Source organism: Geothermobacter ehrlichii (assembly GCF_008124615.1).
Lineage (GTDB): Bacteria > Desulfobacterota > Desulfuromonadia > Desulfuromonadales > Geothermobacteraceae > Geothermobacter > Geothermobacter ehrlichii.
Genome location: NZ_VNIB01000003.1, coordinates 203796 through 215312, shown reverse-complemented (window position 1 = coordinate 215312; position 11517 = coordinate 203796). Strand labels below are relative to the sequence as shown.

The following is an 11517-nucleotide window of genomic DNA, read 5'->3' as shown; positions in this document are numbered from 1 at the left end:
CGCATGAATTCCTCCGCATCCACAACGACCGCCAGCGACCGTTCCCGGCAGGGCGTCCTCCTCGGCCTGACGGCCTACACCCTCTGGGGGGCCTTCCCGGTCTTCTTCAAGGCTCTGGCCGGTGCCGCGCCGCTGGAAGTCGTCTGCCACCGCATCTTCTGGTCGGCGGTCTTTCTCACCCTGCTGGTGGCGCTGCGCCACCGGCTCGGCACCATCCGCGCGACCCTCGCCGACCGGGCGATGCTGCTGACCCTGTGCGGCTCGACCCTGCTGATCGCCGGCAACTGGCTGGTCTTCATCTACGCGGTGCAGATCGGCGAGGTGCTGCAGTCGAGCCTCGGCTACTTCATCACTCCGCTGCTCAGCGTGCTGCTCGGCTTTATCTTTCTCGGCGAGCGGCTGAGCCGCTGGCAACAGCTCAGCGTCCTGCTCGCCCTGGCCGGGGTGCTTTCCCTGACCGTCCAGTACGGCCGGCTCCCCTGGATCGCCCTGTTCCTGGCGGGCAGTTTCGGGATCTACGGCCTGCTGCGCAAGATCGCCCGGGTCGACGCCCTGATCGGGCTGACCGTCGAAACCCTGCTGCTGGCGCCGCTGGCGCTGGCCGGCATGTTCTGGTTTGCCGCCAGCGGCCAGGCCGCCTTTCTGAACGGTTCGCTGCGGCTGGACCTGCTGCTGCCGCTGTCCGGCGTGGTCACCGCCATTCCCCTGCTCTGCTTCATCGGCGCCGCCCGCCGGCTGCGCCTGGCCACCACCGGTTTTCTGCAGTACATCACCCCCAGCCTGCACTTTCTGCTGGCGGTCGGTCTCTACCACGAGCCGTTCAGCCGCGGTCACCTGCTGAGCTTTCTCTTCATCTGGGCCGGACTGGCCGTCTATTCGGGTGAAGCGCTATGGAAGAGCCGGCCTTGAATGGGGGAAAACGGCCGGCAGAGCGAAGTGACAGAATGAATGGAATTCGCAGCGGAGCAAGTGAGGTTACAGATCTTCGCTACTGAACCGCTCCGCCAGCGCCTTCGACTGCTCGCGTTTTTCCAGCCGCTTGCGGGCCCGCTCCGGGGCACCTTCAAAGAGGAACTTTTCCAGCTCGCTTTCGGGAATCACGGCGGGAACCATCTGCTTTTCGCCGTTGACGTCGAGGGCCACGAAGGTCAGAAATGAAGTGGCGCATACCGTGCGCTCGCCGCTCAGCATGTCTTCGGCGACCACCTTGACAAACACTTCAACCGAGGTGCGGTGGGTCCAGGTGACAAAGGCCTCGAGGCAGACCGACTGGCCGTTGCGGATCGGCTGGAGAAAATCGACCGAATCGGTCGAGGCGGTGACCACCGAAATACGGGCGTGGCGGGTGGCGGCGATGGCGGCGATATCGTCGATGTGATACATCACCTTGCCGCCGAACATGGTCCCGTAGTTGTTGGTGTCCGGGGGCAGCACCATCAGCGTCTTGACAGCTCGCGATTCCCGGCAGAACTTGGCGGGCTTTCTGCTCATCAGGCATTCTCCTTCTCTGCGTCTTCCGCGCTCTCCAGCAGGCGAGACAGCATCCGACCGAGTTCCGCCTTCAGCTCCTCCGCGTCAGAGTAGGTCAGGCCGGCCTCACCGAGCACGGCGACGGCCCCCTCGCTTCGCGGCTGCAGCGTCAACAGCGGCTTGCCGATGCCGCGGGCCAACCCCAGGGCGAGCATGACTCCGGGATCGCGACGGGCAAGGGCGAAAACCGCCAGCCGGCAGGCACAGAGTTGCCGGCAGAGCTCGGCGAAAGCGGCCTCGTCCACCAGAAATCCCTGCGCCCGGCAACAGTCCAGCCCCCGCGCTTCCAGCACCGGCAGAATCGCCTCCCGCAGCAACCGCTCCCCGACCGCTCCAGCCGGAACGGCGACCAGAACCAGGTTCTTCACCGGCGAAGGCTCGATCGGCGAGCCGTCGGCGTCTCGGGGAAAATACTCCGCCAACGGGTGCGGCGCGGCCAGCTTCTCTTCGAGGGCCCGGGTCAGCTCCTCGACCCGCTCCTCCAGGTGGGCAATCAGTGCACGGATACTCTCCACCAGCCGGTCCACCGATTCCGGCCGAATCGACTTGCCGCTCGGTGAATAGTCGTCCTTCTCCAGCCGGAAGTGCGCCACCGGCAGGTCCGCATCCGCCAGCTGATCGAGGATGCGGTTGTAGCCGTTGCACCAGCTTTCGAACGGACGGGGGTAGACATACTGGTTCTGTTTCCGGTAACGGCTGATGACACCGAGAATGTGATCAAGCTCGCCAATCAGGCCGGTGAGCTCTCTTCTGTCCATGGTTCAAGCCTCCATCGATCCCGGATTCACTCAAGCCTGAATCCGGGGGTTCATGGCAGATAAAAAGTGTAACTGCTTGAGCTGAAGATTCTTTGCAAAAACCTCAGGCGCACCCTACGGTTCGCCGGGGATTTTTACAATGAAGAGACAGGTCAAGTATACCGCAAAGGGAACCACGCCCGTGGGGTGGCATTCACATCTCTGAACGGAAACGGTCCTCCCGACGATGATTCCCTTTTTGTCCGTTCCCTTCCGACCACGAAACCGCATCCGGCCTTGCGGGCGGCAATCGACAACCCGCCCCTACCATCCGCCGGATATTCAACACCGCCTTGTTGAATAGTCCACAGATACCGGACGTCCAGCTGGCCCAAAACCCCTTTTCGCGCCCCGGAACGGTTGGCTTCCAATTTGCAGTAAAGAACCGGCAGCACGTAGATGCCCACAGAAGGAGGTGGTTTCATGATGGTCCCAATCAGATACCCGGACGGCCGTTACGACATTGTCAAAACCTCACAACTCGACCACTTGATCGTAAATGGCCGGATCCAGGCCTTCAGGCGGCAGGAAAGCTGGGTGGTTCCCGGTAGGGAACCCATTCGTGGACAGGGCGGCGAAGGCACCCGTCCGGACAGCGAACGGCGGAGGGCCGAATGAAAGCCCAAGACACCATGAGCGCCCTGGACAAGTGCGTCGGCTGCGGTTCGCCCCGTCGCCAGGACCAGAATTTCTGCCAGCGCTGTCAACGTTCGCTTGGGATCGGAACGGACGATCGGCCACGGCAGACCGACACCACATCGTCCGCCCCCGGCAGGTTGCTGCTGGTCGGTCTGCTGGCCGGAGTACTGGCCATCGCCGCCTTTGCCATCCAACACGGCAACCATTTCCCGCCGTCTTTCGCCAGCCAGCACTCAACCGGCTCCTGCATCTCCTGCTGAGCGGCTGCGGCACCCCGCGGCCAGCAAACAAGAGGGCGACCAGGTACGAAGGTCTGCCCCCCGAAGCGGAAACGGCCAACCAGCGAATGCCGGTTGGCCGTTTTTTTCATATGCGCTCGTCACCCTGGCAGGGGTGGTGTCAGAAAATACAAGCTCTACACATTTTGTCAACTTGTCAAGTCTGCCCCCTTTATCTTTCATGTATCGGCAGTCCGGTTCATCATTAGATTGTTAGCAGGTTTTATTTTGGTAAGCGTCGCCAGTGCCATTTACCTGTGTTAATAACTCTTGTTTCTTTGGAGTGACCAATCCACATGCCGGACATGCTGTTGCTGTTTTTTAATAGGAGTTCAAATGTACCAAAATAACCATTTTCGTCGTCAGCGCTATACCAGCGACCTGTTAAATATTCTTTGTTTAGTTTTCCAAAAAAGACGTATTTTTCACCCCTTGAATAAAACTCCGCATAGCAATATTTGAAAAATTGCTTCATTTCTGTATGACCATGCCGGTCTGTTGATTTTGGATAATTTTCACTTTCTACTTCCCACTTTTGTTCCCACATTCCTGAAATGTTGGTTTCTTTACTTCTGTAAATCCATCGTGTTGGCAACAAGCTTAGCCGCTTGACTAAGAATGCTGCTGATTCAAAATCAAGAAATGACTTTATTATGAATCCAGCTATGAAAGGTGCAGTGTACTTCAATGTGGATAGCGCAATTTCATTCATCAATTATTCTTTCTGTTTTTGCCTGTTAACGGCACGCATCACCGGTGCTTACGGAGCGCAGCGTAGTAAGCATCCGGTGCATGCGATTGTTAGCCCTTCCATGGTTCCTCAATGGCATCCACTTCCTCGCCAGACCACTCCTTCTCGAAATTCCAGCCTACTATTTGTTCGAGGAACTTCCGTATTGGCAAGTCAGCATTTTCTTTCTGAGTGGTCGCAAATTCATAGGCGGAGAGAGGCTTGCCCTTATCCGTATCCATCACGTAGTCATTCTCGCCTTCGAAGTCATAGACTGAGACAAGACGAGCGACAGGCACCCCTTGCGTCTTGGCAGCACTTAGCTCAGCCTGAATCGATGCATTCAAAGACCATGCTGAGTTTGCTCGAGGGTTGCCATCTTTCTTCGTGCGTGGCTTAGTGCGATCTCTATCCACATATGCGTATCGAGTGTCAGAATCATGGATGACAACATGGCGGATTCGGAAGTGCGTCAATATCCGCTGGAAGAAGGGAATGTTGTTCTTAGAGCCGGTATTGAGAACAAAGATATCGCTTGAAGGGTAACTAGATTTGAGTAGTTCACGACAAATGACCGCTTCTGTGTCTCCCTCGACCAGACACACAGTATCCGCGTAGAATGCTTCGCAAACATTCGGATCGAATCGATTGATCATCTGCACAAAGTCTTTGTTCACTTCATTCTGGAATATGCTTTCACCAACTTGATGAGAAACAGTCCTTTCATTCTCCACCTTGCAGATCCGAACCAACGAGCAATGAGGTTTCGAGATGTCAATCATTTGCGGACAGTGTGTACAGCAGAGAATTTGGAATGGGCTGTCTTCAGCCAGACTGTAAAGTTCCTCTCGTAATAGTCGCGTCGATTTCGGGTGCAGGAATAGCTCCGGCTCCTCGAAGAGGAGGATGTATTCCTTTCTATTGCCGATTGTTTCACTCTTCAGGAACGCGAAGAAGTTAAACAGCGCCTGACGGATCACCCCGTGTCCGTGCTGCGAAAAAGTCTCCTTCCGATCAACACCATCTTTCGCCACATCAATGGAGTGGTTGGTCTTAAATGCTTTAACGACATCTATGCCACCTCCCTCATCCTTCACAGAAATCTTGAGTGAGAGCGATGGGAAGACCTTCTTGAATGAGGCGTTGATATTGGTGTTATAGGTCTGGATAGCCTCGGATGAGGTCACCTTCTCCTGGATCTTCCTGATTGCTGTGACTGCGTCATCATATTCCGTTGTGTAATTCTCTTTGAGTTTCTTCAGGTGCTCTTTCTCAATGATCTCATTGACCTTCTTCTCAAGTGATTCGACGGTTTCTATCGCGTTTATGGCGATCGGTGTTGGTGCATACTTCGTGAACAGAGAATCCATCCCGCCGAATCCGTTCTTAACGAATTCGCCATCAGCGCCCTTGGTATACTTGGTGAAGGCCTTGCCGACTTCAGTCCATATTTTCTTGATTGTGATTAGGCCTGTATCTGTCTGCACCCATTTCTCAATCCAGTCAGGTTCACCCGAGAAATCCGGGTTCTCGTCGTCACCCTCTTCACGGCGGAAGTCCGCCTCCATTTCAATAGCTGTGTCGGTCTTGTACTGGAAGAAGTCGGATTCCGCTGCCTTCTGCCTAGAATTGACAAAGAACTCGTATGCATGGAGGAAAGACGATTTACCAACATTGTTCTGTCCTATCAGGAATATGACATTGCTGCCATCGAACGTGATGACGTTGCCGGAGCCACCTAAGCCCCGAAAGTTCGTGATGCGGAATTCGACAAGTTTCATAAACTATTCCTTTTGGGCTAATGGTTCATGATAACCGGCTACGACTGGTCGTTTAACCTAGTAGAGACCTTTACGAGAATCGCCCATGTATCAACAGTCCGGTTCATCTATTTTGTTAGCTTTTTATAAATCTTGCCTAGAAAGCAATCTAAGAAAATCAATATAGTTTTGTATTGACTCAAACACAATATCTGGGCCAAGACGTATTTCCGGAAATTCTGAATTGCCATTATGGTATATGATTTCAATATTTGAACGCTGTCGAGCAAAGTCTAAGACTTTTTTGTGATCATCCCTCGATAAGTCTAATTCACCTGTCGCATGAGCCATTACATTTCTTAAAGCGGCGTACTCTGTTATTTCTTTCCATTCCAGTCCAACGAATGGTTTTTCAATGTTTGCAACTTTTTTTAAGTATAACTTTGCTCTCCGAATCCCCTGACCGTTTAGGTCCTTCAGTTTGAAATTTGATTTAGTTTTAATTTCAGCCAGTCGGCAAATATAATTCATATTTTTTTCAAACATAGAATATGCTGTATTAAACAAGGAAAGCCATTGCAATGAAGGAAATACATTGAACAAATAAAAATGGTTATCGGTCAGCCATTCTAAATAATTCTCTCTAGCAGAACCGGTAAGACTTTCTACTTTTGTGTCAACTCGCTTTTTAAAATCGGACTGTTCTTTTTCAAGAATGTCTTTTGTGAACCCACAGTGCAACCGAAGATTTTCAAGTTCAAAGAAAATACCGATATCTTCAAATTCATTGACAAGCTTAGACATTAATGATGCCCTTAAAAGCTAACAGGGATTAGGCGGAATCGATTTTATTGGATAAAGCGGATTCCGCGTTATTGGATAAAATGGAACGACCTATAACAAGCCTGCAACAAAGGCCGTAACTGCTTGGAATAAAAAGAAAGGAGAGAGCGCCAACAGGCGACTTGATTCGGCAGGTGCGTGCCCCCCTCCAAGACTCCATAAAAAGCCGAGTTTCAGCCTAGGAAATTTCTTGGAATCTGTCAATCTCCCGGCCACACCGCGCGGCAAACCACTCCGGCCCCTGCCGGAACGCTTCGATACAGGACAGACTATCAGGGGTCCATCAGGGCAGGCGCCATCGCGCCATCTCTCTTTTTGTCAAAAAAGGAGCTTGACCCAGACAGAGCATTTGGCTATTTTGCCAAATATGAACGAACAACGCCGCCAACAACTCGAAGCCCGCGCCCGGGTTCTCAAGGCCCTGGCCCACCCATCGCGTCTGCTGATGGTCGAGGAGCTGGAACAGGGGGAGCGCTGCGTCTGCGAGCTGCAGCAGCTGGTCGGCGCGGACATGTCGACCGTTTCCAAGCACCTAAGCGTGCTGAAGAACGCCGGACTGGTACTCGACGACAAGCGCGGCAACCAGGTCTTCTACCGCCTGCGGGTCCCCTGCGTGACGGGCTTTTTCGACTGTATTGAGGCGGTGCTGAGCGAACAGGCCAGGTGCAGTTCGGCGGTGTGCGGCCGGTAAGGCAACCACGAAGTCACGAAGAAAACCTGCCTCGCGCAGAGACGCAGAGACACAGAGAAAACAAAATCGATTTGAAATAAACGAATCATTTTATGGTCTTTCTCTGCGCCTTGGCGTCTCTGCGCGAGACAAATTCGTTTAAGTACTTGGCCTTTTGACCAAATAGGGAACAAGCATCATGAACTGGAAAAGCGAATGGAAACCCCTTATCTGGATCATCGCGGTCTTTGCTGGCTGCTTCTTCCTGCCGGTGGAGGCGTCACGGGTGCAGGGAGCGATTCTGGAGTCGCTGCACCTGGTCAGGTGGTATGCCCGGGAACATGTGTTGCTCTGCCTGGTGCCGGCCTTCTTCATCGCCGGGGCGGTGGCGGTCTTCGTCAGCCAGGCGGCGGTGATGAAATATCTCGGCCCCAGGGCGAACAAGGCGCTCGCCTATGGCGTCGCCTCGGTCTCGGGCACCATCCTCGCGGTCTGTTCGTGCACTATCCTGCCGTTGTTTGCCGGGATCTACCGGATGGGCGCCGGGCTCGGCCCGGCCTGCGCCTTCCTCTATTCCGGCCCGGCGATCAACATCCTCGCCATTGTCCTGACCGCCAGGATTCTGGGCCCGGAAATGGGCATCGCCCGGGCTCTCGGCGCCATCCTGTTCGCCGTCATCATCGGCCTCGCCATGCACTTCTTCTTCCGCCGCGAAGAGGCCGAAAAGGCGGCAACCGCGCCGGTCATGGGCGACGAGGATGAAGGGCGCCCGCTGTGGCAGACCTCGCTCTACTTCGCCAGCATGATCGGCATCCTGGTCTTCGCCAACTGGGGCAGAACCGATGACCCAAGCGGGCTCTGGTACGCCATCTACACGGCCAAGTGGTGGATCACCAGCGGCTTTGCCATCGCCCTGGCGGTGATTCTGACGACCTGGTTCGGAGTCGGTTTCGGGCGTATCTTCATCGCCAGCCTGCCCGCACTGCTGCTGGCGATCCTGCAACCGCAACAGCCAACCCTCGCCTTCACCTTCGGGGTCATCGGTCTTTCGGTGCTGAGCAACCTCAAAGACAGCCGCGACGGCGAAATGGGGCAATGGTTCGAGGAGAGCTGGGACTTTGCCAAGAAGATCCTGCCGCTGCTGCTGATCGGCGTCCTTGTCGCCGGGCTGCTGCTCGGCCGGCCGGGCCATGAAGGACTGATTCCTTCCAACTGGGTCACTTCCCTGGTCGGCGGCAACTCACTGTCCGCGAACCTGTTCGCCTCTGTGTTCGGCGCCTTCATGTATTTCGCCACCCTGACCGAAGTTCCCATCCTTCAGGGTCTGCTCGGTGCCGGCATGGGCAAGGGGCCGGCACTGGCCCTGCTGCTCGCCGGCCCGGCGCTGAGCCTGCCGAACATGCTGGTGATCCGCAGCGTCATGGGAACGAAAAAAACCGTCGTCTTCGTCGTGCTGGTGATGGTGATGGCGACGGTGAGCGGGTTGATTTATGGGACTATTTTTTAAAGTCGCCCTCGCGCAGAGACGCAGAGACACAGAGAGGGCAAGAACCGAAATGAATGGAAAAATTGAATCTTTGTTTGAATCAAAACCTGAAAATTCTACGAATTTTTCTGCGTCTCTGCGTCTCGAGTGAGCGCAAGCGAACGGGCGCGAGGCAGATTTTCAAACCACCAAAAAAAAGGGAGAGTCAAAATGAAAAAGATCCAGATCCTCGGAACCGGCTGTGCTAAGTGTCAGAAACTGGCGGAGAACGTCAAACAGGCCGCCGACAATCTCGGCCTGGAGTACGAAATGGTCAAGGTGTCCAACATCAATGAAATCATGAAGTTCGGCATCATGGCGACGCCAGGTCTGGCGGTCGACGGGCAGGTGCTGGTGTCCGGCAAGGTGCCGAGCCCGGCCGAAATTGAAAAACTGCTCAAACCCTGACCCGATGGAGGAAGGAATGCGCGGAATTTCCTTGTCATCCATAAGTCTGGCAATCCTGCTGCTCTGCCCCGGACAGCTGCCGGCAGCCGATGAAGCGGCCCTGAAAGCCGAGGCCAATGCCGTAATCAAAACCTATGTCACCCGGTTGAAAGGGGCCCTTCGCGGTGCCCTGGCCGAAGGAGGACCCGTTCGGGCGATCGAAACCTGCCGCCTGCAGGCGCCGGCGTTCGCCGAAGAGATAAGCCGTTCAACCGGCTGGCAAGTCGGGCGCACCAGCCTGCGCGTACGCAATCCCGACAACCGTCCGGACGCCTGGGAAAAAGCCGCTCTCGAAGAGTTCGAACGACAGCACCGGCGGGGCGTCCCGGCTGCGAAACTTGTCCGCGCCACCATCGTCGAGGATGAACAGGGGCGGCGCTTCCGTTTTCTCAAGGCCATCCCCACCGGCAAGCTCTGCCTGGTCTGTCACGGGGAAAAGATTGCTCCGGCCGTACGTCAGGCCCTGCGGAAAAACTATCCAGGCGACCGGGCGACCGGGTTCAGCCAGGGAGATCTCCGCGGCGCCTTTACCCTCAGCAAGCCGCTGGATTGAGCCAGCATTGTTCCACTTCTGACAGCCGTCAGCTTCTTCCCGCCCTGTTCGCTGCGCGACATTACGACCTGCGGCTGCACCAGAGACAGTTGCAGTTCAACCTGAACCCGCCGGGCCGGCCTGGTGAGGAGATCTCTCCTCGCCAGGCTGCCAGCCTATTTCCGCATAAAATATGTTGAAATATTATCTTGACATCAATATATCGCAAAACTATATTTGTGCATATACACAAAACAGCCGGACAAATTCCCAGGAGGCCAGCATGAAAATCTGTTTTCCCGTCGCCGAGGACCAGGGACTGAACAGCCCTGTTTACGGGCATTTCGGGTCAGCCCCACAGTTTATTGTCGTCGACACTGAAACCCGTGAAGTCAAGACACTGAAAAACAGGGATCAGCACCACGCCCACGGTGCCTGCCAGCCCCTCAAGGCTCTTGCCGGGCAGGAAGTGGATGCCGTCGTGGTCGGCGGCATCGGTAGCGGAGCCCTGCTGGGCCTGAACCGGGCCGGACTGACCGTTTACCGGGCACAGGCGAAGACCGTTGCCGAGAACATCACCTCCCTCGTCGAAAACGGCCTGCCCGAGCTGACCCCGGCGCAGACCTGCGGCGGCCATGCTCATGGCCACGGACACGGCGGAGGCGGCTGTCACCACTGAGCAGCCGCCCCCGCAATCAACGAAATAGCGGACAACCCTTTTCCTACTCGGAGGACATCATGGCCGGCAGTTTTTTTCTCGGGCTGATCGCAGGCGTTGTCATTACCGGAGTTCTGGTCTGGAAACTGATGCCCAAACTGATGCTGACGGTCCACAAGAGCAGGCTCGGATTTGAGGAAACCGTTGCGGCGATCGAGCAGGCAGCCAAGGCACACGGCTGGAATGTGCCGAAGATCTACGACCTGCAGAACACCATCAGAACGGCCGGGCATGAGGACATGACCCCGGTGAAAATCATTTCCATGTGCCAGCCGGACCACGCCTATCGGGTCCTGCGGGAGGACGCCAACAAGATGGTCAGCGGCATCATGCCCTGCCGCATTGGCGTTTTCGTCCCGGCCGACGGCCAGGTCCGTCTGGCAAAGATGAATGTCAGGCTGATGAGCAGAATGTTCGGCGGAACCATTACCGAAGTGATGGCCAAGGTGGCCACGGAAGAAGAACGAATCCTGCGGGATGTGGTGGAACACCGATGACGCCGCGGCCGCGAAAACCGAGAAACTGCTGCTGCGTCCGTCAGGAATTCGGCAGCCTGATCTTCAAACCGGCAGGTACACCGCTGAAGGAACTGGAAACAACCACTCTCTACCCGGACGAGACCGAAGCACTCCATCTGTGCGACAGCCTCGGCCTGACCCAGCAGCAGGCCGGAGAACGCATGGGCGTCTCCCGCGGCACGGTGCAGCGACTGGTTGCCGGCGGCCGCAAGAAACTGATCGATGCCCTGCTGGAGGGACGAGCCGTCCTGCTGACCGCCGAAGAACCGGGTACGTCCGTCGAATCCCCGGCAGAATCCTGACCATGCCGCTGAAAACGAAGAAGATAGTACGTCTGGGCTGGGTCCTGGTCATGCTGGTCTGTGCCTTTCTGCTCGGCCGTTACCTGCAGCCGAAACCGGCCGCCATGACCCGGGTCCTGCGACAGGCGTCGCCGCTCGATTTCTCCCGGGTGAGGCTCCCCGGAGGCCGCATGCCAACCCGGGTCCCTTACCCGCACAGAACCCGTCCTCACCAGAACTGAACATCCC

Annotated in this window: 16 protein-coding genes; 11 read left to right on the top strand and 5 right to left on the bottom strand. The window is 56.1% G+C overall.

The features are described 5' to 3' along the window. The first annotated feature begins 3 nt into the window (after positions 1-3). Complete coding sequence (rarD, locus tag EDC39_RS05055; protein WP_148895288.1) at positions 4-909, top strand: EamA family transporter RarD; 906 nt, start codon at positions 4-6, stop codon at positions 907-909. A 66-nt stretch (positions 910-975) separates the two neighbouring features. On the opposite strand, the gene EDC39_RS05050 is transcribed toward rarD, so the two are convergent. Continuing rightward, complete coding sequence (locus tag EDC39_RS05050; protein WP_148895287.1) at positions 976-1491, bottom strand: acyl-CoA thioesterase; 516 nt, start codon at positions 1489-1491, stop codon at positions 976-978. After that, a complete protein-coding gene (locus tag EDC39_RS05045) occupies positions 1491-2288 on the bottom strand; it encodes a hypothetical protein (protein ID WP_148895286.1) in 798 nt (265 codons plus the stop codon). Before EDC39_RS05045 ends, EDC39_RS05050 begins: the two co-directional genes overlap by 1 nt. A gap of 438 nt (positions 2289-2726) precedes the next feature. On the opposite strand from EDC39_RS05045, the gene EDC39_RS15920 reads away from it, so the two are divergent. Together EDC39_RS15920 and EDC39_RS05040 are read left to right on the top strand one after the other, a co-directional pair. Beyond that, entirely contained in the window at positions 2727-2945 is a 219-nt protein-coding gene (locus EDC39_RS15920; RefSeq protein ID WP_407925432.1) for a GSU3473 family protein, read from the top strand. After that, positions 2942-3226, top strand: a complete 285-nt coding sequence (locus EDC39_RS05040; protein ID WP_148895285.1) for a hypothetical protein — start codon at positions 2942-2944, stop codon at positions 3224-3226. The genes EDC39_RS15920 and EDC39_RS05040 overlap by 4 nt, the downstream gene beginning before the upstream one ends. A gap of 241 nt (positions 3227-3467) precedes the next feature. Here EDC39_RS05040 and EDC39_RS05035 read toward each other — a convergent pair whose 3' ends face one another. The 3 genes from EDC39_RS05035 to EDC39_RS05025 form a co-directional block, all read right to left on the bottom strand. Next, complete coding sequence (locus tag EDC39_RS05035) at positions 3468-3956, bottom strand: hypothetical protein (RefSeq protein WP_148895284.1); 489 nt, start codon at positions 3954-3956, stop codon at positions 3468-3470. Positions 3957-4045: 89 nt separating this feature from the next. Then, positions 4046-5755, bottom strand: coding sequence for an ATP-dependent nuclease (locus EDC39_RS05030; protein ID WP_148895283.1), 1710 nt, complete (start codon positions 5753-5755; stop codon positions 4046-4048). Between the two features lie 123 nt (positions 5756-5878). After that, the gene (locus tag EDC39_RS05025; protein ID WP_148895282.1) at positions 5879-6538 is read right to left on the bottom strand and encodes a hypothetical protein; all 660 of its coding nucleotides are present in this window, start codon (positions 6536-6538) and stop codon (positions 5879-5881) included. 406 nt (positions 6539-6944) lie between these two features. On the opposite strand from EDC39_RS05025, the gene EDC39_RS05020 reads away from it, so the two are divergent. The 8 genes from EDC39_RS05020 (at position 6945) to EDC39_RS04985 (ending at position 11510) form a co-directional block, all read left to right on the top strand. After that, entirely contained in the window at positions 6945-7268 is a 324-nt protein-coding gene (locus EDC39_RS05020) for an ArsR/SmtB family transcription factor (protein WP_148895281.1), read from the top strand. 178 nt (positions 7269-7446) lie between these two features. Continuing rightward, positions 7447-8754, top strand: coding sequence for a permease (locus EDC39_RS05015; RefSeq protein WP_148895280.1), 1308 nt, complete (start codon positions 7447-7449; stop codon positions 8752-8754). 189 nt (positions 8755-8943) lie between these two features. Next, positions 8944-9180 carry a thioredoxin family protein gene (locus tag EDC39_RS05010; protein ID WP_148895279.1) on the top strand — a complete coding sequence of 79 codons (237 nt, stop codon included), beginning with the start codon at positions 8944-8946 and terminating at the stop codon, positions 9178-9180. Positions 9181-9196: 16 nt separating this feature from the next. Continuing rightward, entirely contained in the window at positions 9197-9772 is a 576-nt protein-coding gene (locus EDC39_RS05005; RefSeq protein ID WP_148895278.1) for a Tll0287-like domain-containing protein, read from the top strand. Positions 9773-10034: 262 nt separating this feature from the next. After that, positions 10035-10430 (top strand): NifB/NifX family molybdenum-iron cluster-binding protein, encoded by a 396-nt coding sequence (locus EDC39_RS05000; RefSeq protein WP_148895277.1) that lies wholly within the window; start codon positions 10035-10037, stop codon positions 10428-10430. 59 nt (positions 10431-10489) lie between these two features. Next, positions 10490-10966, top strand: a complete 477-nt coding sequence (locus EDC39_RS04995) for a DUF302 domain-containing protein (protein ID WP_148895276.1) — start codon at positions 10490-10492, stop codon at positions 10964-10966. After that, the gene (locus tag EDC39_RS04990) at positions 10963-11289 is read left to right on the top strand and encodes a DUF134 domain-containing protein (RefSeq protein WP_148895275.1); all 327 of its coding nucleotides are present in this window, start codon (positions 10963-10965) and stop codon (positions 11287-11289) included. The genes EDC39_RS04995 and EDC39_RS04990 overlap by 4 nt, the downstream gene beginning before the upstream one ends. 2 nt (positions 11290-11291) lie before the next feature. Next, positions 11292-11510: a hypothetical protein gene (locus EDC39_RS04985; protein ID WP_148895274.1), complete on the top strand. Its 219-nt coding sequence runs from the start codon at positions 11292-11294 to the stop codon at positions 11508-11510. The last annotated feature ends 7 nt before the right edge of the window (positions 11511-11517 follow it).

Coding starts and splice junctions, on each gene's coding strand:
- rarD (WP_148895288.1), top strand. CDS start 4: ATGAATTCCTCCGCATCCACAACGACCGCCAGCGACCGTTCCCGGCAG.
- EDC39_RS05050 (WP_148895287.1), bottom strand. CDS start 1,491: ATGAGCAGAAAGCCCGCCAAGTTCTGCCGGGAATCGCGAGCTGTCAAG.
- EDC39_RS05045 (WP_148895286.1), bottom strand. CDS start 2,288: ATGGACAGAAGAGAGCTCACCGGCCTGATTGGCGAGCTTGATCACATT.
- EDC39_RS15920 (WP_407925432.1), top strand. CDS start 2,727: ATGCCCACAGAAGGAGGTGGTTTCATGATGGTCCCAATCAGATACCCG.
- EDC39_RS05040 (WP_148895285.1), top strand. CDS start 2,942: ATGAAAGCCCAAGACACCATGAGCGCCCTGGACAAGTGCGTCGGCTGC.
- EDC39_RS05035 (WP_148895284.1), bottom strand. CDS start 3,956: ATGAATGAAATTGCGCTATCCACATTGAAGTACACTGCACCTTTCATA.
- EDC39_RS05030 (WP_148895283.1), bottom strand. CDS start 5,755: ATGAAACTTGTCGAATTCCGCATCACGAACTTTCGGGGCTTAGGTGGC.
- EDC39_RS05025 (WP_148895282.1), bottom strand. CDS start 6,538: ATGTCTAAGCTTGTCAATGAATTTGAAGATATCGGTATTTTCTTTGAA.
- EDC39_RS05020 (WP_148895281.1), top strand. CDS start 6,945: ATGAACGAACAACGCCGCCAACAACTCGAAGCCCGCGCCCGGGTTCTC.
- EDC39_RS05015 (WP_148895280.1), top strand. CDS start 7,447: ATGAACTGGAAAAGCGAATGGAAACCCCTTATCTGGATCATCGCGGTC.
- EDC39_RS05010 (WP_148895279.1), top strand. CDS start 8,944: ATGAAAAAGATCCAGATCCTCGGAACCGGCTGTGCTAAGTGTCAGAAA.
- EDC39_RS05005 (WP_148895278.1), top strand. CDS start 9,197: ATGCGCGGAATTTCCTTGTCATCCATAAGTCTGGCAATCCTGCTGCTC.
- EDC39_RS05000 (WP_148895277.1), top strand. CDS start 10,035: ATGAAAATCTGTTTTCCCGTCGCCGAGGACCAGGGACTGAACAGCCCT.
- EDC39_RS04995 (WP_148895276.1), top strand. CDS start 10,490: ATGGCCGGCAGTTTTTTTCTCGGGCTGATCGCAGGCGTTGTCATTACC.
- EDC39_RS04990 (WP_148895275.1), top strand. CDS start 10,963: ATGACGCCGCGGCCGCGAAAACCGAGAAACTGCTGCTGCGTCCGTCAG.
- EDC39_RS04985 (WP_148895274.1), top strand. CDS start 11,292: ATGCCGCTGAAAACGAAGAAGATAGTACGTCTGGGCTGGGTCCTGGTC.